At 39.9% G+C, this 21,350-nt stretch carries 20 protein-coding genes; 12 read left to right on the top strand and 8 right to left on the bottom strand.

All coding sequences use genetic code 11. The features are described from left to right. The first annotated feature begins 55 nt into the window (after positions 1-55). Positions 56-1,216 (top strand): HP1165 family MFS efflux transporter, encoded by a 1,161-nt coding sequence (locus J5F42_RS07445; protein WP_097699542.1) that lies wholly within the window; start codon positions 56-58, stop codon positions 1,214-1,216. Between the two features lie 197 nt (positions 1,217-1,413). On the opposite strand, the gene J5F42_RS07450 is transcribed toward J5F42_RS07445, so the two are convergent. Both J5F42_RS07450 and ccoS read right to left on the bottom strand, forming a co-directional pair. Beyond that, positions 1,414-2,382: an NAD(P)-binding domain-containing protein gene (locus tag J5F42_RS07450; protein WP_283491314.1), complete on the bottom strand. Its 969-nt coding sequence runs from the start codon at positions 2,380-2,382 to the stop codon at positions 1,414-1,416. Positions 2,383-2,407: 25 nt separating this feature from the next. Continuing rightward, entirely contained in the window at positions 2,408-2,599 is a 192-nt protein-coding gene (gene ccoS, locus J5F42_RS07455; protein ID WP_001090949.1) for a cbb3-type cytochrome oxidase assembly protein CcoS, read from the bottom strand. Positions 2,600-2,725: 126 nt separating this feature from the next. On the opposite strand from ccoS, the gene J5F42_RS07460 reads away from it, so the two are divergent. From J5F42_RS07460 to ybeY, 3 genes are all read left to right on the top strand, one after another. Continuing rightward, entirely contained in the window at positions 2,726-3,307 is a 582-nt protein-coding gene (locus tag J5F42_RS07460; RefSeq protein WP_283491315.1) for a DedA family protein, read from the top strand. 90 nt (positions 3,308-3,397) lie between these two features. After that, positions 3,398-3,892 (top strand): flavodoxin, encoded by a 495-nt coding sequence (locus J5F42_RS07465; protein ID WP_145816665.1) that lies wholly within the window; start codon positions 3,398-3,400, stop codon positions 3,890-3,892. A 56-nt stretch (positions 3,893-3,948) separates the two neighbouring features. Beyond that, complete coding sequence (ybeY, locus tag J5F42_RS07470) at positions 3,949-4,374, top strand: rRNA maturation RNase YbeY (RefSeq protein WP_283491316.1); 426 nt, start codon at positions 3,949-3,951, stop codon at positions 4,372-4,374. Positions 4,375-4,460: 86 nt separating this feature from the next. Here the strand turns inward: ybeY and fic are convergent, their stop codons facing one another. The 6 genes from fic to fliW all read right to left on the bottom strand — a co-directional run bounded on the left by fic (position 4,461) and on the right by fliW (position 13,244). Then, on the bottom strand, positions 4,461-4,994 hold the full coding sequence (gene fic / locus J5F42_RS07475; protein WP_000280371.1) for a protein adenylyltransferase Fic: 534 nt from the start codon (positions 4,992-4,994) through the stop codon (positions 4,461-4,463). Between the two features lie 26 nt (positions 4,995-5,020). After that, complete coding sequence (proC, locus tag J5F42_RS07480) at positions 5,021-5,794, bottom strand: pyrroline-5-carboxylate reductase (RefSeq protein WP_283491317.1); 774 nt, start codon at positions 5,792-5,794, stop codon at positions 5,021-5,023. Positions 5,795-5,808: 14 nt separating this feature from the next. After that, positions 5,809-9,540, bottom strand: coding sequence for a Hop family outer membrane protein HopL (gene hopL / locus J5F42_RS07485; RefSeq protein WP_283491318.1), 3,732 nt, complete (start codon positions 9,538-9,540; stop codon positions 5,809-5,811). Between the two features lie 22 nt (positions 9,541-9,562). Further along, a complete protein-coding gene (hopI, locus tag J5F42_RS07490; RefSeq protein WP_283491319.1) occupies positions 9,563-11,656 on the bottom strand; it encodes a Hop family outer membrane protein HopI in 2,094 nt (697 codons plus the stop codon). 107 nt (positions 11,657-11,763) lie between these two features. Next, positions 11,764-12,825, bottom strand: a complete 1,062-nt coding sequence (murG, locus tag J5F42_RS07495) for an undecaprenyldiphospho-muramoylpentapeptide beta-N-acetylglucosaminyltransferase (RefSeq protein ID WP_283491320.1) — start codon at positions 12,823-12,825, stop codon at positions 11,764-11,766. 11 nt (positions 12,826-12,836) lie between these two features. Further along, positions 12,837-13,244: a flagellar assembly protein FliW gene (gene fliW, locus J5F42_RS07500; RefSeq protein ID WP_001105855.1), complete on the bottom strand. Its 408-nt coding sequence runs from the start codon at positions 13,242-13,244 to the stop codon at positions 12,837-12,839. Between the two features lie 136 nt (positions 13,245-13,380). Between fliW and valS the strand changes: the two genes are divergently transcribed. The 8 genes from valS to J5F42_RS07540 all read left to right on the top strand — a co-directional run bounded on the left by valS (position 13,381) and on the right by J5F42_RS07540 (position 21,060). Beyond that, the gene (valS, locus tag J5F42_RS07505) at positions 13,381-15,999 is read left to right on the top strand and encodes a valine--tRNA ligase (RefSeq protein ID WP_283491321.1); all 2,619 of its coding nucleotides are present in this window, start codon (positions 13,381-13,383) and stop codon (positions 15,997-15,999) included. Between the two features lie 14 nt (positions 16,000-16,013). After that, the gene (ffh, locus tag J5F42_RS07510) at positions 16,014-17,360 is read left to right on the top strand and encodes a signal recognition particle protein (protein ID WP_283491322.1); all 1,347 of its coding nucleotides are present in this window, start codon (positions 16,014-16,016) and stop codon (positions 17,358-17,360) included. Positions 17,361-17,433: 73 nt separating this feature from the next. Further along, positions 17,434-17,664, top strand: coding sequence for a 30S ribosomal protein S16 (gene rpsP, locus J5F42_RS07515; RefSeq protein WP_000216122.1), 231 nt, complete (start codon positions 17,434-17,436; stop codon positions 17,662-17,664). Positions 17,665-17,680: 16 nt separating this feature from the next. Continuing rightward, positions 17,681-18,028 carry a KH domain-containing protein gene (locus J5F42_RS07520; protein ID WP_283491323.1) on the top strand — a complete coding sequence of 116 codons (348 nt, stop codon included), beginning with the start codon at positions 17,681-17,683 and terminating at the stop codon, positions 18,026-18,028. Then, positions 18,029-18,583 (top strand): ribosome maturation factor RimM, encoded by a 555-nt coding sequence (rimM, locus tag J5F42_RS07525; protein WP_283491324.1) that lies wholly within the window; start codon positions 18,029-18,031, stop codon positions 18,581-18,583. Further along, positions 18,584-19,273 carry a tRNA (guanosine(37)-N1)-methyltransferase TrmD gene (trmD, locus tag J5F42_RS07530; protein WP_078240924.1) on the top strand — a complete coding sequence of 230 codons (690 nt, stop codon included), beginning with the start codon at positions 18,584-18,586 and terminating at the stop codon, positions 19,271-19,273. A 21-nt stretch (positions 19,274-19,294) separates the two neighbouring features. Further along, on the top strand, positions 19,295-19,651 hold the full coding sequence (gene rplS / locus J5F42_RS07535) for a 50S ribosomal protein L19 (RefSeq protein WP_000797699.1): 357 nt from the start codon (positions 19,295-19,297) through the stop codon (positions 19,649-19,651). A gap of 620 nt (positions 19,652-20,271) precedes the next feature. Next, a complete protein-coding gene (locus J5F42_RS07540) occupies positions 20,272-21,060 on the top strand; it encodes an NYN domain-containing protein (protein ID WP_097713187.1) in 789 nt (262 codons plus the stop codon). Positions 21,061-21,350 lie beyond the last annotated feature (290 nt).

Consider the following 21,350-nt stretch of genomic DNA (forward strand, 5'->3'; position numbering starts at 1 on the left):
CTTAATGAAAAGATATAACGCCGTATTATAAGCTAGTTTTAATTATAATTTTCAAATGTTAAGAAAAAACATTTTAGCTTACTATGGAGCGAATTTTCTCTTAATCATCGCTCAAAGCTTGCCCCATGCGATTTTAACCCCCTTGTTGCTTTCTAAAGGGCTTAGTTTGAGTGAAATCTTGCTCGTGCAAACCTTTTTTAGCTTTTGCGTGTTGGTGGCTGAATACCCAAGCGGCGTTTTAGCGGATTTGATGAGCCGGAAAAACCTATTCCTGGTTTCTAATGCCTTTTTAATCGCTAGTTTTTCGTTTGTTCTGTTTTTTGATAGCTTTATTCTCATGCTTTTAGCGTGGGGGCTGTATGGTTTGTATAGCGCATGCTCTAGCGGCACGATTGAAGCTTCACTCATCACAGACATTAAGGAAAACAAAAAAGATTTATCCAAGTTTTTAGCCAAAAACAATCAAATTACTTATTTAGGCATGATTATAGGGAGTTCTTTGGGGTCGTTTTTGTATCTCAAAATCCATGCGATGCTGTATATCGTGGGGATTTTTTTAATCATGCTTTGCGCGCTAACGATCATCATTTATTTTAAAGAAAAAGAAGCGGATTTTAAAAGCCAAAAAAGCCTGAAACTCCTTAAAGAGCAAGTCAAAGGCAGCCTTAAAGAGCTTAAAGATAACCCCAAGCTTAAAATTTTATTAGTGGGGCATTTGATTACGCCTATCTTTTTTATGAGTCATTTTCAAATGTGGCAAGCGTATTTTTTAAAACAAGGCGTTAAAGAGCAATACCTTTTTATGTTTTATATCGCTTTTCAAGTGATTTCCATCCTCATTCATTTTTTAAAAGCCAAAAATTACAGCCAAAAAATCGCCTTGAGTTCGCTTGTGGTGTTGCTAGGCGTTAGCCCCTTGTTGCTTAGCAATATCCCTTATTGTTTCATAGGGGTGTATGCGCTCATGGTGGCGTTTTTTGCTTACATGAGTTATTGCTTGGGGTATCAATTCTCCAAATTTGTTTCTAAAAACAACATTTCATCGCTCTCATCGCTTTTATCAAGCTGTGTGCGCGTGGTTTCTGTGCTAGTTTTATCGCTCAGCAGTTTGGAACTGCGTTACTTTTCACCCCTAACTATCATCACCATGCATTTTGCCTTGACGCTTCTCATCCTCTTTTTCTTTTTGTATAAGGCTAAGCCGTTTGATGAGTGATGGATATTGAACACAGAATGCAAAAAATGCCAAAAAACATTTTTTTAAATAAAAATATAAAAGAGCTTGACGCTAGTCAAGCGATAGCTTATTAAAAAGGCGGTCTTAGGGGGTTAGGGGGTTTTTAGTTGGGGGTTATAGGGGGAATTATTTCAAAACACCCCCTTAAGGAAATGAGTTTTGCTATAGAATAAAAACTATAACCTTTTAGCGATTTCTTGCGCAACATCATAGCCATGATTGAGTGCGGTAGCGATGCTCGCTCCTGATTTGAATAAAATATCGCCCACGATGAATAAATTAGGGATATTGTTGCTCTCTAAATTTTCTTTCACTACAGGGATATTAGTGCTAGGATCTAATTCTAAAGAACAGCGTTTAAAAAATTCTAAAGGGGTAGAGCCGCCGATCGCATACAGCAAGCGATCAAAACTCTCGCTCGTGTTATCAGTGAAATTAACCTTAATTTGAGTGCCATCTTCTTCTAGGCTTTCAATATCCACTCCAAGCTTGCTTTTAAGCGTGTTATTGTCTAGAACTTCTTGCAAGTTTTTAGCGTTGTCTTCATTGATGCGGCTGAATTCTTTTTTGCGGTAATTGAGAGTGGTAGGGGTGGTTTTGCACAAAGCAATGGCGTATTCCACCGCTGAGTTGCCTCCGCCGATCACAAGGGTTTTTTCATTTTCCTTACAATCATTGATGCTAAAAACCACTTGTTTGGAGAGCGCGACAGGGATTTTATAAGCAGTAGGGCGGTTTGGCTGGCCCATTTTCCCGATCGCAACCACCACAAATTTAGCATGATAGGTTGTATTAGAAGTGGTGGTAACTTTAAACAGCTCGCCCTCTTTTTTCACACTTTCAATATCGGTTTTATAGCTTGGCGTGATGTGATGCTCTTTTAAAAGGTTAGTGAAATTCTCTAAAGTTTCTTCTTTAAAGCTGTCTTTAAAAGGGATATGCCCTCTAAGCTCTACGATTTGTTTTTTATAATCTTTATCAATCCTTTTACCGGCTTTATAAAACTTTTCCAACATGCCTGAATGGCTTTCGGTTTTTTCGCATAAAAGCACTTTTTTAACGCCGGCTATTTCGCATTCTACGGCCGTAGCAATGCCCCCAGGCCCTGCGCCTACTATCAACACGTCTAAAATTTCTTGGTTCATTCCTATCCTTTTATTTTAATTCTTTTTAATTCTTTTGGCGTTTTTCTTGTAAAATCGCTTCGTTCAAATCGCTCGCGCTGTCATATAACACGCTTTCAAGCATGCGTTTTTCATCGTCAAACTGACCGCTTTTAACCCCCCATAAAAACGCTATTAAGCCTACCAATCCCATAAGCACTGAGACAACTAACATGATGGTTAAAATTTCTGTATTCATCTCTTTAATCTTTATGATTAGGATTGCATGAACTGATTATTATACTAAAAGATAGCGTTTAAATCACCAATAGGTTGAATAAGTTTGGATAACATGAAAATAAAAACGAATCAAAAGAGGGTTTTTATGCAAGAAGCGTTGTTGCGTTTTCAAGAGGGTTTTAAGGAGTGGGGTTATCTTATTTTATTTTTATATTCTTTAGGGGGTGGGTATGTGGGGATTGTCATCGCCTCTATTTTGAGCGCTACCACGCACGCTTTAGATATAAAAATAACCATTCTTGTCGCTTTTTTAGGGAATATGGTAGGGAGTGGGGCTCTTGTAATCTTTGCCCGCTATCAAAAAAGAGAGTTTTTAAAGTATTTCCAAAAGCATAGAAGAAAGCTTGCTTTGGCGAGTTTGTGGGTGAAACGCTACGCCTTGCTCATGATTTTTGTCAATAAATATTTGTATGGGATTAAAAGCGTTGTGCCTTTGGCAATTGGTTTTAGCAAATACCCTTTAAAAAGGTTTTTATGGCTTAATGTTTTTTCCAGTTTTTTGTGGGCGTTAATCGTGGGGAGCGTTTCTTTTCAAGCGAGCGATTGGGTGAAAACGCTGTATGAAAGGCTTTCTCATTACACTTCGTTTTTTGTGATAAGCTTTGCTCTTATCGCGCTTTTAATATGGTTTTTATTGAAACGATATTCGTGCAAAATGGGTTTTTAAGCAAGATGTTTAATTAAATGCGCTAGACTACGCCCACAAGCATTCGCTAAAAGCGGATGCGTTAATATCTTAAAAATAAGGATTGAGAACATGGGAAAAATTGGTATCTTTTTTGGGACAGACAGCGGGAACGCTGAAGCTATCGCTGAAAAAATCAGCAAGGCTATTGGTAATGCCGAAGTGGTTGATGTGGCTAAGGCTTCTAAAGAGCAATTTAATAGCTTCGCAAAGGTTATTTTAGTCGCTCCAACAGCGGGTGCGGGCGATTTGCAAACAGATTGGGAAGACTTTTTAGGCACGCTAGAAGCGAGCGATTTTGCGAATAAAACCATTGGGCTTGTGGGCTTGGGCGATCAAGACACTTACAGCGAAACTTTCGCAGAAGGCATTTTCCACATTTATGAAAAAGCTAAAGCCGGCAAAGTGGTAGGGCAAACTTCTACTGATGGTTATCATTTTGAAGCTTCTAAAGCGGTAGAAGGCGGTAAATTCGTGGGTCTTGTGATTGATGAAGACAATCAAGACGATCTCACTGATGAGAGGATTTCAAAATGGGTAGAACAAGTTAAAGGTTCTTTCGCTTAATCTTTAAAAGCCCTAAATTTTAGGGCTTTTTTAAAACTTCTTTTTATATTTTATTGATGCTAGAAATAGACAACCAAACCCCGCTAAAATCAGACTTTTTATTATTAGAAAAAATCGCAAATTTTTTAGCCCCCACTCAAATCATTGAGCTTGTTTTAGTGAGCGATGAAACCATGCGAGAAATCAACCGGGATTTAAGGGACTGCGATTACGCCACTGATGTTTTGAGCTTCCCTTTAGAAGCGATTCCTCACACCCCTTTAGGGAGCGTGGTGATTAATGCGCCATTAGCTCAAGAAAACGCCCTGAAATTAGGGCATAGCTTAGAAGAGGAGATCGCTCTTTTATTCATTCATGGGGTGTTGCACTTGTTAGGCTATGACCATGAAAAAGATAAGGGCGAACAACGCCAAAAAGAGGGCGAACTCATTAAAGCTTTTGACTTGCCTTTGAGTTTGATTGAACGGACGCAAGAGTGTTAAATCTGCTCTAATACTGACAAATAAAGCTTTTAATTTTTAAGAAATGGTATTTTTTAAAATTTGCAAAAATGCTTTTTAGTATTTTTTCAAAGCCCTTCATAGTAATACGACTGCGTGATGCCTTTAATGAAAGTTAAGGGATCGTTGATATTAGAACTCAAATGCTTTTTTAAAAGCGTTTTGATTTCCAAATCATTCACAGGACTCCTTTCCATTGCGCTCAAATAAGCGGCTTTATCAATCCTATCCCAAAGCACGATTTTTTTCAATTCCTTTTTAAGCAACAAATCAAGCCATATCCTTGTGGCTCTGCCATTACCCTCCAAAAAAGGGTGGGCGATATTCATTTCCACATATTTTTCTATGATTTGATTGAAATTATTTTGCGGCATGCTCTCAATTCTGGGTAAAATCAAATCCAAATACAAGCAGTTAGCGAACCTGAAATTCCCTTTAGAAATATTTTTATCCCTGATTTTCCCGGCAAATTCATACAACCCTTCAAACAAAAACCGATGGATTTCTTGCAAGCCCTTGATCGTGCCTACTTCTATGGTGTCAATCAGACCGCTTTGGATCAAATGCTTGGCTTTTTCTAAACTCTGCCTGTCTAAATACATCGCACTGTTTTTTAAGAGTGTAATTTTTAGAGACGCATTTTTTTCACGCTTTCATGGCATGCTTTGATGAACGCTCCCCTAACCCCCTTTTTTTCTAAAACGCTCAAGCCTTCAATCGTTGCGCCTTTAGGGGTGCAAATTTGCTCTATAATCATTTCAGGGCGTTCTTTTTCTAACAGCTTGGCAAAGCCTTTAAAACTCATCTTCACCAATTCTAAAGAATCTCTAGCGTTCAAGCCCTCTCTAATACCGGCATCTTTCAAACTGCTCGCTACCAAGCTTAAAAACGCAAGCGCGCTCCCATTGGTCGCTATACTGGCATCCACCTGCTCTTCATTACCCACTCGCACGCAATTCCCAAAACTCTCAATAATGCTCAAAGCCTTTTGGCTTATTAAGGGCATGGGCGATTTTTCACACACCGCCGTAGAAGATAGGGCGAACTTGCTCGCAATGTTAGGCATGCATTTTAAGTAATGTAAAGAATCTATCGCATCACTTAAAGCTTCAAAATTTACGCCAGCTAAAGCGCTCAAAACGCTTTTAGCCTGCCCTTGATAATTAAAATCCTTAAGGTTATAAGGCTTAAACAATAAAAACACGAATTTTTGGTGTATATTAATAGCGTCTTTGTAAGGCACGATCTGGGCTTGAATGTTTTTTTCTTGTAAAAAGGGGGCGATTTTTTCAGGGTTTCGCCCGGTAACCTCTAAAATAAAACGCTTGGATAAAATTTCATGAGAGCCTTCTAAAATCGCTTGAGCCATATTCCCATAGCCGATGAATTGTAAGATTTCCATGACACACCCTTTTTTTAAAACCCCATGATGTAATTGATATAGAAAGTATAAAGCCTCCTGTAGCTCACATCAGCCCCGGCGCTATTCAAATACGCTTGATTGATGAGAGGCACTTTAATCCCAAATTCCACGCTCTTTTGGCTGATGACCCCTTGATTGTGGAACTTCTTAGCGAAACGCTTAAACTCCGCAAAGTTGGTGCGCACCCCAAAATTCAGCGCCACTTGAAAATTCGTTGAATGGATGTCATTGGCGTTCCCCCAATTGTCAATGATTTGTTGCCTTAAAGAGCTAAGCCAAGTCGCGCCTCCTAGTTGGACCCCAGCAAACAGCCCAAAATTCAACGCTTTAGTGTTGTAAGTCCTCCTGAATAGATTCCATAAAAAATCCGTGCCTACCCCATAAGCAAAGATATTCGCTTTCACGCTTTGATTGGCTAGGCCTATTTCACTAAAGCCGTAATCAAAGAAAAAATAATGCCTAAGGCCTAATTTTCTCGCTTTACCAAAGAAGTATTTATAGCCCAAACCAACCCCTAAGCCATTGCTCATGCCGTGTTGGGTGCTTTTAGCGGCCGCATACTGGCTTAAAACGGGTTGAGAGCCGTAGTTATTGGCTTGGTTTTGCGCGTTTTGAACCTGATTTCTGGCGTTAATCATCGCATCAATGAGTTTTTGTTGCACCATAAAGAAGGTTTTATCCCCTAAAAGCTGCCGTAAGGTTTGCGAGAACGACTGAATGGTGGTGGTGTTAGAAGTGATTTCTTGGAGCAAGGTTAAAATCGCATTAGGGCTAATGTCGTTTTGTAAGGCTTGAAACCCTTGAGAAATAGCGCTCGTAATGGCTTGAAAAGCGCTTGTAAGACTAGTAGACACATTACTATCATTATTTTGGATAAACCCGGCGGTTTTAATAAACTCGGTGAGCAAATGGATTAAATTATTCGTATCGCTCACCCCATTTATAGGGATTGCCCCTAAAAGGTTGATAAGCCCACCGGAGCAAGTAGTGCCACTACTACCGCTACTACCATTACACAAATTACTGAGACTGCTACTATTATTTTTTAGCGCTTCAAAGAATTGTTTTAAGCCGTTTTCAACGCCTTTATTATTCCCAGAGCTGGCGATAATGTCGGCTATTTTTTGGGCGTCATTATAGACTTTTTGCAAATTGCTGTCGGTTGTGGTGGCTGTGTTTGCGGTAGTAGTGCTTGTGGCACTTTGTTTGTTGGGGGTGTAGCAATTACTGCTATTTCCATTCGATCCATTGGTGCATGTTTGATAGCCGTTGTTACTGCCACTATTAGCACTACTATTATAAGTCCCTAATTTCCCATCACTGGCGTCTGTGAGCATCTGGTAGGCTGTAGTGATTTGACTAGTGCCATTCCCGCTTCCACTGCTTCCGCCACTCGCACCATTGCCCCCATTAACGCCCTTAAGATTTGTGATAATTTGATTGAGCAAACCACCGCTAGTGAGCGTGATTTGTTGGACATTGTAGGTGATAGTGTTCCCACCACTGCTCCCGCTTTGAGTTGTCGCTTGTGTTTGATACCCTAAAGCGCTTTGCAGCCCGCTGTAATAAGCCTTAGAATCGGACCATTGCTGATAGCACCAATTGCCACCACTCCCATTCGTTCCGCTCGCGCATGCGTTATTGTTGTTTGCTGCCCCGCTTGTTTGTTGGGTTTGTTGGCTTTGAGCGATTAAAGCGCTCATGTCTGCAGGCACTTGCTGGTTAATGGTATTGATGAGCTGGTAAAAATTCGCCCTCAATTGGATGCGTAAATCTTGGTTATTATTAGTAGTTAAATTTTGCGATTGACTCCCATTAGGGTTATTAGTGTTATAAATCGCATTCGCCCAAGCTTGGATATTACTTTCTTGGTTTTGAAAAGCGCTTTGAATGCTTTGCTGGAAATTGCTGACATTTTGCAATACGGTGTTTAAAGCTCCCATCACCGTGCTGTTAGGGGATTGGGTGGTTGGCCCGCTGCTTTGAGCTAAATTAGTCGTTTTAGCTTCTTCTTCATTATTCACCACCACCATCGCTTTCAGTTTGGAAGCGTTGCTTTTAGCTTGAGCGGTAGTGGTAGTCCCATTAGAGCTTAAAATGTTTTGCAATTGGGCGTTCCCGCTGATGCTCAAACCCCCTGAAGAGCTTGTATTGCATGAACTTGTCCCGGATTGTGTCCCATTAGCGCATAAGATCTTGGCGTTTTTTTGCAAATTTTCTTCTGAAGTTTTTAAAGAGTTATAAACGCTCCACACTTGAGAGACAAGGTTAAAAGAATTCACGCCGATCTGCTCTTTGCCGTTGATGGTTTGGACTTTGGAGGTAGCGACTAAAGAATTGTCAAAGCTGTTTGTGTTATTTGCGGAGTTTGTGTTGCTTGTGGAGCTTGTCGCTGAGCATGAAATCCCGCTAGAAGCGCTGCTAGTAATACTCCCGGTAGCAGTCATGCAATCATAGGCGCTGATATTTTGCCCTTGAGCGTTGGTAACCGTGCCGATTTGGTAGTTATTGGAAGTGTTTTTGAGCAAGTTTTTAGGCTCGCTAAAACTGATCCAAGAAATTTGTTTTAAAGCGTTATTGTATTGTTCTATCGTGCTTTCATAGGCTTGGAAATTCAAAGCGTTGTGCAAGTTGTTTAAATTATAAGTGGTGTTGTTGATCGCATTGTTGTCTAAAGTGTTGATAGCCACGCTTTGAAGCTTTTGGGCAATGGCTTGGACTTGCTGGTTGGCTTGGTTGTTTGAAGTGGGGGTTGCGGCTAAAGGGGCTAAATTTTGGATGAATTGCTCTAAACACTGGACTTGATTAGTGCAACCATTGGGGTTATTTTGATTATTAGTGCTTAATGTCCCTTGTAAGGTGTTCATTAAAAGGGTGTTGTTGTATTGTTGTTGGTTATTGCTGTTTGAATAAGTGGAGCCTAAAATGGAATTAGCTGGATAGAATACGATTTGACCTGGTGGGTTTAACACCACATGCGTTGAGGTTGTGGTGGGGAAAACCCCAACCCCTAAAGTGTTTAAAGCGTTAACAAGAGCGCTCACATAAGCGGTATTATTGCTAGAAGCGTTCACCGCATCGGTTAGATTGGAGAGTAAGGATTGCGCGTAAGTGGTGCTAGTGGTTTTAGTGATGCTGTGTTCAATTTGTTGCAATAATTCTGTCATGGATTGCGCGGTGTTTTGGAGTTGGGCTTTGACTTCTTTGGTGTTGTTGCTAGGATTAAGGCTATTGATAGAGCTAATGATGCTAGTGCTTAGCGCGATGCCCTGATCAAACGCGCTTTGGGTGTTGGAAAGGAGTTTGGCTGTGATTTGTGAAGAGTGGGCTTTTAAGGGGTCAGAGCTTCCTTTAAGCCCTATGATTTGTTGGGAAATGCTAGAGATTTGACGGCTAGAATAAAAGTCTTTTCTTTTGCCAATTTGATTTAGGATATTAGAAATGCCTTCTAATTGGTTGCCCACCGTGTTACTCACGCCATAGCCTAAAGCGTCAATGATGCTTTGAGAGCTTAAAGTGATAAGGCCGGTAGTAGGCCCTGCAATATTGATCGCGCTTTGAGTAACGCTATTGATGATGTTTTCATTTTCTAAGAGTTGTTTGTTATTGATGAATTGTTGCGTGCCACCGATTTGATAGCCTACAGACATATACCAGCCATTGTCTTCAGCTAAGAGAGAGCCAATTAAAAAGAATGGTATGAATTTTCTAGCTTTTTTTATCATATTTTTCCCTTATTTTGTTTAATCAAAAGCCTATGTTGTAGCCCACATAAAAACTAAAGGCTCTTCTATACTTCGCTGTAACGCCTTCTGATTGGTAATAGGTGTGATAAAGCACCGGTATTTTAAGACCAAATTCTACCCCTTGAGAAAAACGAGATCTTTTTTGATGAGCGATTTTGGAAAAATTAGTCCTTATGCCTAAATCAAAAAGGAATTGGAAAGAAGTGTCTTTGGGCTTGAGATGGTTGCCATCCACTTGATCTAAAAAATTCGTTTTCCAGGTTTGCCCTGCCAGTTGGATACCGGCAAAAAAACCTATATCTATCGCTTCAGTCCCCCTTTTTCTCGTGAAAACGTTATAAAGAAAGTCCGTGCCCGCTCCATAGCTAGAGAGGGTGGCTTTCACTAAAGAAGATTCTGCGCCAAATTGAGCGTAACCAAAATCATAAAAGCCATAATACCTAAGCCCAAACATGCGCTTTTTGCCAAAGAATTGCTTATAGCCCATTTTCACGCTAAAGCCGTTCATGTTATTAGAATTAGAGTTATGCTCCAAAAAATTCCTAGCAAAGCCCATTTGATAGACTTGATTCACTTTAGTTTGCATTTCATCAATCACCCCGCCAATCACTGCTTTAGAGCGATAAAGCCCATAAGCCATTAAAGTTTTTGCTGTGGGGGAATAGGGGTTGGCTAAGATCTTGTCTATTTGCGCAGGGGTGGGGGCGTTTGTGGCTTGCTCTAGTTGGTTCATGATGACTTTTTGCTCTTGTTGGGCTTGTTGCGGGGTTAAATTATTTTGTGGGGTTACATTATTGGTATTAGCTTTTCCTCCATAGCTAGGCAAGAAATTCAAACTTTTGTTGTTTAAATCCAAATAGGGGGCGACCCAATTGGTGATAAAATCCCCATACGCTACGGTGTTATTGAGCAAGCTTTCCCCATAGTTGATCGCTTCTTGCATCTGGTTATAGCTTGAAGTGCCTGTCAGTTTAGCGGCTTTATTGGCGAAATTTTGCATGCCTGAAAAGATCATAGAAGCGGTGATGCCATTAGCGATGATGCTATCGGCTAAATAATAGACTGCCGAGCTAGGGTGGTAGGTGTATTGGCCATTGCCTGATCCAATTGTCGCTCCAGCGGGTAATGCTTTTAAGGGCACTTGCGTAGTTCCATTAGCGTCGTTTTTGGTGTAATAACCCGGGCCGCTAAAGCTTTGGTAGCCTTGTTGGGAATCGCTGCCATTAGGGGCTTTATTATAAGTGAAGCCAAATTGCTTTTCATTCGCTAAGCCCCCTAAAATCCCTGCTTGCATTAAAGCCTGGAAGATGTTTTGGGCGTTTTGAGCGATAGATTTAGCTTCGTTAGTAGCGGTGCATTGGTTTTGAGTGCTGCAAATGGTTTGATTGTTATTAGCTGTGGCTAAGCCGTCTTGTAAAAGGTGTTGCAAGACTTCAGGGCTAAAATTCACGGAATTACCGCTATTAAAAGATTTATTCGTTAAGGTTTGATTATACCAGAGCGTGGTTAAAGCGTTGGTAATATCATCGTTTAAAGCGTTCATGGTATTAGCTAGACCCTCAGGTAATGCAATAACAGTGCTTTGATTGCCAAACTTGACGTTAAAGACTTTGGCGTTAGAAAGATTTTCAGGGTTACGGATTAAAGTCTCGCCGATGAGTTGGGTGAGCTTGTTTAAATTATTGACCAGAGATTGCATATCAAAGGTGGCATTGACATTGCCTCTTGGGGGGTTGTTGCCTGTATCGCCATTTTGGGCGTTTTGTTGATAGCCCCCCGCATAGAGCAAACATCTTTTAGAAGGATCAGGGCAGAGCATTTGCATTAAAACTCTCGTTTGTTGGCCCATCGCTTCTAAATAATAGGCTAAAGGCACTGCCGCAGATTCTAGAGCGATAGCGTTTTGGCGGATGTAGGTGGATGCGGCTTGACTGGCGTTAAGCCCTGAGTTATCCACCCTTTGAATGGCTAGAGAAGTTTGATAACTCACCCCCATAAAAAACCCATCGTCTTCTGCCACTAAGGGATTGAGAAAAAATAAGGGGAGTAGGCTAGAATAGATAAGCCATTTTTTATTAAAAACAAAGTTTTGCAAGGGGTTATCCTTTTCTTTTTAAAAGATTTGAGCTATCCTAAATTTTATCTTATTTATCGCTTAAGTTTAATGGTTAGTCGCTTAATTGTTGATTAAAATGGGCTATTTTAGGCGCTCAAAATCGTTTCAATGATGGTTTTTGCGCCGTCTTTAGCGATTTTTTGTTGCAATTGGTTGCTGATAGCGGTTAGGTTTTTATTGCCTTGATCGTCTTTTTGGTTGAGCTTTCTAATGACTTCAAAGAGTTTTTTAGGCAATAATTCATTTTGAGGCACGACATAGCATAAGTTTTCTTTTTCAAATTCTAAGACATTGTAATACTGGTGGTTATTGCTCGCAAAAGGGTAGGGGATAAAAATCGTGGGTAAGCCATTGGCGCACAATTCCCACACGCTACTAGCACCCGCTCGGCTCACACACAAATCCGCTCTATGCATGACTTCTGTGATGTTGTTGTGGAAAGCGAACAATTCTACCTTGTCCAACAGCCCTAATTCCTGGTAAAAAAAACGCATTCTTTCATGAGCGTTTGAGCCACAAATATGCGTGATTTTAATCCCTTGTTTGGTGAGTTTGGGAGCGTTTAATAAAGCGAATTCATTGATCGCTTTTGCCCCTTGCGAACCGCCTAAAAATAAAATATGCTTGATTTCAGTTCGAGTCCTAGCGGAATCAAAAAAAGCGTTTTGCACGGGATAGGAGGTTAAAACATGATGACCCTTATCTTTAAAAGCATAGCTTGAAAACACCGCTTTAGCTTTGGGGGAAAGGTAGCGATTAAGAGAGCCTTTAATCGCATTTTGCTCATGGATATAAAGGGGTATTTTATTGAGTAAGCTTGCAAAACTCGCCGGCCCTGCACTAAACCCTCCCACGCTAATGGTGTGCGTGATCTGGTGTTTTTTTAAGATTTCTTTAGCCTTAAATGTGGCTTTAGCTTGCAAAAATAAAGAGCCTATTTTTTTAAAAAAGCTTTTATTGACCACGCCTTGCGTGTTGAAAAAATAGCGTTCGCTAAATAAGGGGCTGTTTTCAAACCATTCTTTATCTTGCCCATAAGTGGAGCCTAAATAAATAGCCTCTATGCCTTGCTTTTCTAATTCTATGGCTAAGGCTTTAGCGATAGAGAGATGCCCCCCTGTGCCTCCCCCTGTAAGAGCGAATTTCATGCTAAAAACCCTTAAGCTCGTTCTCTTTCTTTAACCACAAAGCTTTTTAAAGGATCTCTAAAGCCAAAATCCGGATAATCCATCATAGAAAGCGCGACTTGAGCGCCAAAGCCATTTTTGGAATTAAACACTAAGGGGGCTAAGAAATTAACCATAGAATCTTCTAAATTTTTTTGCAACACGACCACGCAATACACCTCCACTTTGGAATGAGAATCTAATTCTAGCAGTAATTCTATGTATTTGGGTATCACAAAGCTGTATTCCCTCAAACAATAAGGATTCACTAAGACCATATCCAACGCCATGGGTGAATTGGTTTGGCTAATTAACCGGCTGAATAAGGAATCAATTTTTTCCAAACGCACTTCATTGATATGCTCAAATCCTAAAATAGGGGCTTTTAAAAAGTAATTCACTGGACTATCCTTTTTAATTTAAATGCTTTGTTGTATAATTTTAAAAAAATACGCAACAATTAAAAGCGTAAAAGCAAAAGGCGTTCCAAATCCAACCATTTTTGAAAGAACGCTCTATTTTAGGATAATAATAATAATGAAACAAGAACCCACCACCTACCAACCCCAAGAGATAGAAAAAAAGATTTATGAAATTTGCTCTCATAGGGGGTATTTTGAAATTGATGGCAATGAAAAAATCCAAGAAAAAGGCAAGCGATTTTGTTTGATGATGCCCCCTCCTAATGTGACCGGTATTTTACACATAGGGCATGCTTTAACTTTAAGCTTGCAAGATATTTTAGCGCGCTATAAACGCATGGATGGGTATAAGACTTTGTATCAGCCAGGGCTTGATCACGCTGGCATTGCGACGCAAAATGTTGTGGAAAAGCAGCTTTTAAGTCAAGGGATTAAAAAAGAAGATTTAGGGCGTGAAGAGTTCATTAAAAAAGTGTGGGAGTGGAAAGAAAAGAGCGGGGGAGCGATTTTAGAGCAAATGAAGCGTTTAGGCGTGAGCGCGGCTTTTTCTAGGACTCGTTTCACGATGGATAAGGGCTTGCAAAGAGCGGTCAAATTGGCGTTTTTGAAATGGTATGAAAAGGGCCTCATCGTTCAAGATAACTACATGGTGAATTGGTGTACTAAAGACGGGGCGTTGAGCGATATTGAAGTGGAGTATGAAGAGCGTAAGGGGGCGTTGTATTATATTAGATATTATTTAGAAAATCAAAAAGATTATTTAGTGGTGGCTACCACACGCCCTGAAACTTTGTTTGGCGATAGCGCGATTATGGTCAATCCTAACGATGAGAGATACAAGCATTTAGTGGGGCAAAAAGCGATCCTGCCTTTAATCAATCGCACAATCCCTGTTATCGCTGATGCACATGTGGAAATGGAGTTTGGCACAGGGTGTGTGAAGGTTACCCCCGGGCATGATTTTAACGATTATGAAGTGGGCAAACGCCACCATTTGGAGGCGATTAAAATCTTTGATGAAAAGGGGATTTTAAACACGCATTGCGGAGAATTTGAGAACCTGGAGCGATTAGAGGCCAGAGATAAGGTTGTAGAAAGATTAAAAGAAAACGCCTTATTGGAAAAAATAGAAGAACACACGCATCAAGTGGGGCATTGCTATCGTTGTCATAATGTGGTAGAACCTTATGTGTCTAAGCAATGGTTTGTCAAGCCTGAAATCGCTCAAAGTTCTATTGAAAAAATCCAACAAGGTTTGGCGCGATTCTACCCTTCTAATTGGATCAATAATTATAACGCTTGGATGAGGGAATTACGCCCTTGGTGTATCAGCAGGCAATTGTTTTGGGGGCATCAAATACCGGTATTTACTTGCGAGAATAACCACCAGTTCGTAAGCCTTGATACCCCTTTAAATTGCCCTACCTGTAAGAGTGAAAAACTAGAGCAGGATAAAGATGTGCTAGACACATGGTTTAGTTCAGGGCTATGGGCGTTCTCTACTCTAGGGTGGGGGCAAGAAAAAAGCGGTTTGTTTAATGAAAACGATTTGAAAGATTTCTACCCTAACACCACGCTCATTACCGGGTTTGACATCCTCTTTTTTTGGGTGGCCAGAATGCTTTTTTGCAGCGAGTCGCTTTTAGGCGAATTGCCCTTTAAGGATATTTACTTGCACGCCTTGGTTAGGGATGAAAAAGGTGAAAAAATGAGCAAATCTAAAGGCAATGTGATCGATCCTTTAGAGATGATAGAAAAATACGGCGCGGATAGTTTGCGCTTCACTTTAGCCAATTTGTGCGCTACGGGCAGGGACATTAAGCTTTCTACTACGCATTTAGAAAATAACAAGAATTTCGCCAACAAGATTTTTAATGCGGTGAGTTATTTGAAACTCAAACAAGAAGCTTTCAAAGATAAAGAGCGTTTGAACGAATACCAAACGCCTTTGGGGCGTTATGCGAAATCGCGCTTGAATCTTGTTACTAAAGAGGTTCGTAACGCTTTAGACAATTATCGTTTTAATGACGCCACGACTTTGTTATACCGCTTTTTGTGGGGGGAATTTTGCGATTGGTTCATTGAATTTTCTAAAGTGGAAAATGAAGCGATAGACGAGTTAGGGAGCGTGTTAAAAGAGGCTTTAAAACTTTTGCACCCTTTCATGCCCTTTATCAGTGAGTCTTTATACCACAAGCTCAGTAACACGGAACTAGAAAACGCTCATTCTATCATGGTCATGCCTTACCCTAAAGATTTGGTGCAAGATGAAAAATTAGAGCATGAATTTGAAGTGATCAAAGATTGCATCGTGTCTTTAAGGCGTTTGAAAATCATGCTAGAAACCCCACCGATTGTTTTAAAAGAAGCGAGCGTGGGATTGAGGGAGAAAATAGAAAACACAGAGCGTTTGCAAACTTACGCCCAAAAATTAGCGAAATTAGAAAAAGTCAGCGTGATTAGTTCTAAGCCTTTAAAAAGCGTGAGCGATGTGGGGGAATTTTGCCAGACTTATGCAAATTTAGAAAATCTTGATTTAAGCCCGCTCATTGCTCGTTTAAAAAAGCAGCTAGAAAAACTGGAAAAAGAAAGACTAAAACTCAATTTGCACAATGAAAATTTTGTCAAAAACGCGCCTAAAAGCGTGCTAGAAAAAGCCAAAGAGGGTTTAAAAACGCTTTTAGAAAAAGAGGGTAAGATCAAGCAAGAATTGGATTTGTTAGAACAACCATAATAAAAGGATAGAAAATGTTTCAAGCGTTAAGCGATGGGTTTAAAAACGCACTCAATAAAATCCGCTTTCAAGATGATGAAAAGGCGCTAGATCGGGCGTTAGATGAATTGAAAAAAACGCTCTTGAAAAATGATGTGCATCATAAAGTGGCTAGAGAATTGCTCAAAAAAGTGGAAAGCCAGACTAAACTTAGTGGCATCGGTAAGCAGCAATTTTTAGACGCTTTAGAAAAGAGTTTGTTAGAAATTTTAAGCGCTAAAGGGAGCAGTGGTTTCACTTTCTCTCAAACGCCCCCCACCGTGGTTTTAATGGCCGGTTTGCAAGGGAGCGGTAAGACAACCACCACCGCTAAACTCGCTCATTATTTAAAAACCAAAAATAAAAAAGTGCTTTTATGCGCATGCGATTTGCAACGCTTAGCGGCAGTGGAGCAATTAAAGGTTTTGGGCGAACAGGTGGGCGTGGAAGTTTTTTATGAAGAAAATAAAAGCGTGAAAGAAATCGCCAACAACGCTTTAAAAAGGGCTAAAGAAGCGCAATTTGATGTTTTACTCGTGGATAGCGCGGGGCGTTTAGCCATTGATAAAGAGCTTATGCAAGAATTAAAAGAAGTTAAAGAAGTCTTAAACCCCCATGAGGTGCTGTATGTCGCAGACGCCTTGAGCGGGCAAGATGGGGTCAAAAGCGCGAGCGCATTTAATGAAGAAATAGGCGTGAGCGGGGTGGTGTTAAGCAAATTTGATAGCGATTCTAAAGGGGGTATCGCTTTAGGCATCACTTACCAATTAGGCTTACCCTTGCGCTTCATTGGGAGCGGGGAAAAAATCCCTGATTTAGATGTGTTTGTGCCTGAAAGAATCGTGGGGCGTTTGATGGGGGCTGGAGATATTATCTCGCTCGCTGAAAAAACCGCTAGCGTTTTAAACCCTAATGAAGCCAAAGATTTGAGCAAAAAACTCAAAAAAGGGCAATTCACTTTCAACGATTTTTTAAACCAAATTGAAAAGGTGAAAAAATTAGGCTCTATGAGTTCTCTAATTTCTATGATTCCAGGTTTAGGGAATATGGCAAGCGCGCTAAAAGACACGGATTTAGAGAGTTCTTTAGAAGTGAAAAAAATCAAGGCCATGGTCAATTCCATGACCAAAAAAGAGCGAGAAAACCCCGAGATTTTAAACGGCAGCCGAAGAAAAAGGATCGCTTTAGGGAGCGGCTTAGAAGTGTCTGAAATCAATCGCATCATCAAACGCTTTGATCAGGCGAGCAAAATGGCGAAACGCTTAACCAATAAAAAGGGCATTAGCGATTTGATGAATCTAATGAGTCAGGCTAAAAATCAAATGCCCCCTAAAATGCGTTAAGTTTTAAGCATGTTTTAGGCGCTTTTGTTGTATAATCTCAAATTTAATACGAATATTTTAGGAGATTTTTATAATGACAGTCATTAGACTCACGCGCATCGGGAGAAAGAAAAAGCCTTTTTATAGGGTGGTGGTAACCGATTCTAGGAAAAGAAGGGATGGAGGCTGGATTGAATCCATTGGGTATTACAACCCTTTAAGCGAGCCTAAAGATATTAAGATTGATAAGGAGCGCTTGGATTATTGGAAAGGCGTGGGGGCTAAAATGAGCGAGAGGGTAGAAAAACTTTCTCAAAAAGCCTAAGGTTTTGTGAGGCTAAATGCGCGAATTAGATCCTTTGAACACGCCTTTTTCTCAAGCTGAGTGTAAGGACTATTCGTATTGCGTGGCAACTTTTTTAGAAAAATATTTAAAAAAGATTGTTTCTTTTCCTCAAGCTTTGAGCGTAGAGTACACGCTTTTAGAAGATAAAGTCAAACAAATCACTATTTATACCCACCCATCAGATATAGGGCATGTGATCGGTAAAGAGGGCAAAATGGTGAGCGCGATTAAGGCGTTTGTTTCTGGCGTGAAAGCCAAAGACGGGTTTTCTTATAAAATCGTTGTTTTTGCTAGTAAAAATGGCGATAAAAATCCCCATGTTTTAGGCGATCAAACGCCTTGAATGGTTTCTATGCTTTTAGTGGGCAGAATTGGTAAAAGCGTGGGGCTTAATGGGGGATTAAAGCTCCATTTAGAGAGCGATTTTCCAGAGTGCTTAAAAAAGGGCGTTAAGGTGAGCGTCGCTCCCTTGAACGCTTTCTCTCGCGCTTCTTCTTTTAAAGAATATACAATCCATTCTTATGAACATGCCAAAAATTTGTTGTTTTTAGAAACGATCCACACGCCCGAAAAGGCTAAAGAGCTGACTAATTTAGGGCTTTTTATGAGCGAAGCAGAGAGTAAAAAACTCTGTGTTTTAAAAGAGTGGGAGTTTTTTTATTGCGATTTAGTAGGGCTTAGCGTGGTGGAAGAAAACGAGATTCTAGGAAAAGTCATAGAAATCCAAAGGATTTCTCAAACAGATTATTTCATGGTTGAAACCACGAGAAGTTTGGTTGAAAAAGGTTTGGCTAAGATTTTTTTAATCCCTTATAGGGATTTTTATATCAAAGAAATCCTTTTGCAAGACAAAAAAATAACCACCCATAACGCTAAAACGCTTTTAGAGAATAGTTGAGTGAAATTCAGCGTTTTGACCCTTTTTCCGCAACTTGTATGGCCTTATTTTGAAGATTCTATTTTAAAAAGAGCGTTAGAAAAAAATCTTTTTGAATTGGAAGTGTTAAACCTTAGGGATTTTAGCGCTAATAAATATCAAAAAGCGGATCACACGCTCATTGGTGGGGGTGCGGGGCAAATTTTAGACCCTGAGATGATAGAAAACGCACTCTATTCTGTTAAAAACCCTAAACACACGATTTTTTTAAGCGCGGTGGGCAAGCCTTTCAAGCAAATAGACGCGATGCGTTTGGCTCAAAAAAAGCATGTCGTTTTGGTGTGCGGTCGTTATGAGGGCTTTGATGAACGATCTATTGAATTGAGCGCTGATGAGGTTTTTTGTATAGGCGATTTTATTTTGACAGGGGGCGAGCTTGGGGCGTTGTGCTTGATAGATAGTATCGCTCGCCACATTCAAGGGGTCTTGGGTAACGCCCAATCTTTAGAAAATGAGAGCTTTGAAAACCATTATTTGGAAGCCCCTAATTTCGCTAACGCTGTTTTTAAATCCAAAGAAATCAATAAAATCCCTGCCCCTTTAGAATATTCTAAAGGAAATCATGCTAAAATCAAGCAACTAAAACTTGATTTGTCAAAATTAAGGACGAAATTCTACCGCCTTGATTTATTCAAACAGCACAAATCATGAAATTGACATTAAGGAAAACACATGAAAAACCGCTACATTCAGCAGTTTGAAGACGCTCAATTAAAAGACAAGACCATGCCAGCGTTTAAGGCCGGCGATACTTTGAGATTGGGTATTACCATTAAAGAAGGCGAAAAAACACGAACTCAGTATTTTGAAGGCGTGTGCATTGCGATTAGAGGCAATGGCGTGGATAAGACTTTTTGCGTGCGTAAAATAGGGGCTAACAATATCGGCGTGGAGAAAATTTTCCCTTTTTATAGCGAAAGTTTGGCGAGCGTTGAGGTGTTGCGTGTGGGTAGGGTGCGCCGTGCGAAGCTCTACTACTTGCGCGATAGGAGAGGTAAGGCAGCAAGGATTAAAGAAGTCCGCCATTAATTTCTGTTAAGATTCTTTTATCCATCATGCTGATGGGTAGAACGCTCTTTAGGGGTTGAAATCCGTTTTTTAACGCTTTTTAAAAATAGGGCAAAGCTTTTTTCAATTGATTGGATTGGCTTGAAAAAGAGTTTTTTAATCCCTTTTTAGTTTTACCACCGACTTTTTTAAAACTCTAAACTCTTTTTAGCGTTAGCGTTCGTTTTTTTTTCAAGGCAAAGCTTTAATCGCTTCTTTTCTAGCTTGCTGTTTGCTAAACTGAATTTTTGGCTCTGTTTTTTAATAGGGCGTTGGTTGTCAAATTTTAAAAAAGGTTAAAAAGCGTTTTTTACCATCAAAATACAAAAAACTTGACGCAAGTTAAACGATAACTCCTTGAAAAAGCGATCAGGTTAAGGGGGATTTAAAGGGTTTGAAAGAACATTAAAGCGCGAAATATCCCCTCATATTCTCAAGAAAGTTTTACTATAAAGTTTTTAAAAAATGAAAGAAATTAATTAAGGCTTTGAGTGTCTGTTTGATGAGAACAGAACCTTTATTTTATTTTAAAAAACAAGGCATGTTTAGATCCCCATGCTACACTCAACCCTTATGGCAAAATTCATATTTTGGGAGAAAGCATGGAAAAAACTGAAACCACGATTTTTGTGGATTGGGAAAATCTTCTCGCCGATTTGAAAGCAATCCAAGAAACGGATGAGCGTTTAAAAGAGCCTAATTTTAGTTTCAACAATCCCGATCAACTCTTAGCGCTAATCCGTTCGTTTTTGGAGCCTGAAGAGGAATTGAAGCGGATCTATTTTTATGTATCTGAGCCTTTCACAGAAGTTGAACCTAGAATCAAGGGCAATAAAAACGAAGAAGTTGAGGAGTATAAAGAGAAGAATCCTAAAGATTATGAGAAAAGAGTGAATAAATTAGGGATTATCCAATCTTTCAACCATGCGATCGCCCAACAAAATCAAGTGAAATTACGAGTCGGGCGGGTAAAGTTCAAATTCGTATATAAGTTCGAAGACAAAGAAGTCTATGATCTAGAAGCCAAGATTTTCATACCTTACTTAAAGTTGCGTCAAAAACAAGTTGATGCACTGTTGGTGCACGATATTACCAAGCTGTATTGCACCAAACAAGGAGGGTGTATTTTGCTGTTCAGCAGGGATACCGATTTTGTGCCTGTGTTAGAAGCCGCTTGGGAGAAAGGCTTTGAAGTCTTCATCGCCAACATTCAAGAAAGCCCCAATTCTGTCCCTTCAGACTTGAAGAAGTCTTGCAATGTGAGAGAACGCAGTGTCGCTGACATTGTAGATAACTTGCCAAAAAATCAGTACACCTCCAAGAAAAAGAACTTTTCCCCCAACGAGCCTTTTAACAACCCATTTAAAGACCAACTCTTTAAGAAGAACTAACACGATCCCCCCACCAAGGGGACAAAAAAGCACCCATTTTAAAAGGGTTAGCTTAAGCGGATTTTTCTAATCCATGATTTCATTTTTTGCTCTCTATTATGGAGTGATTTTTGAAAACAGAGATAAATTAGTGCTTATAATAGTGGTTTTATGGGGAATGCGCACATGTTTTGGCGGTATTTAGATTTCTCAAAACCCAATCGTTTTAAAATTTTAACTTACTTTGTCTTTGTCAAAAATTTTTATAATTTAAGCAAACCTTAAGCTTTCTATGACTATAATTTCATTTC

This window comes from Helicobacter pylori, assembly GCF_030062585.1.
GTDB lineage: Bacteria > Campylobacterota > Campylobacteria > Campylobacterales > Helicobacteraceae > Helicobacter > Helicobacter pylori_CN.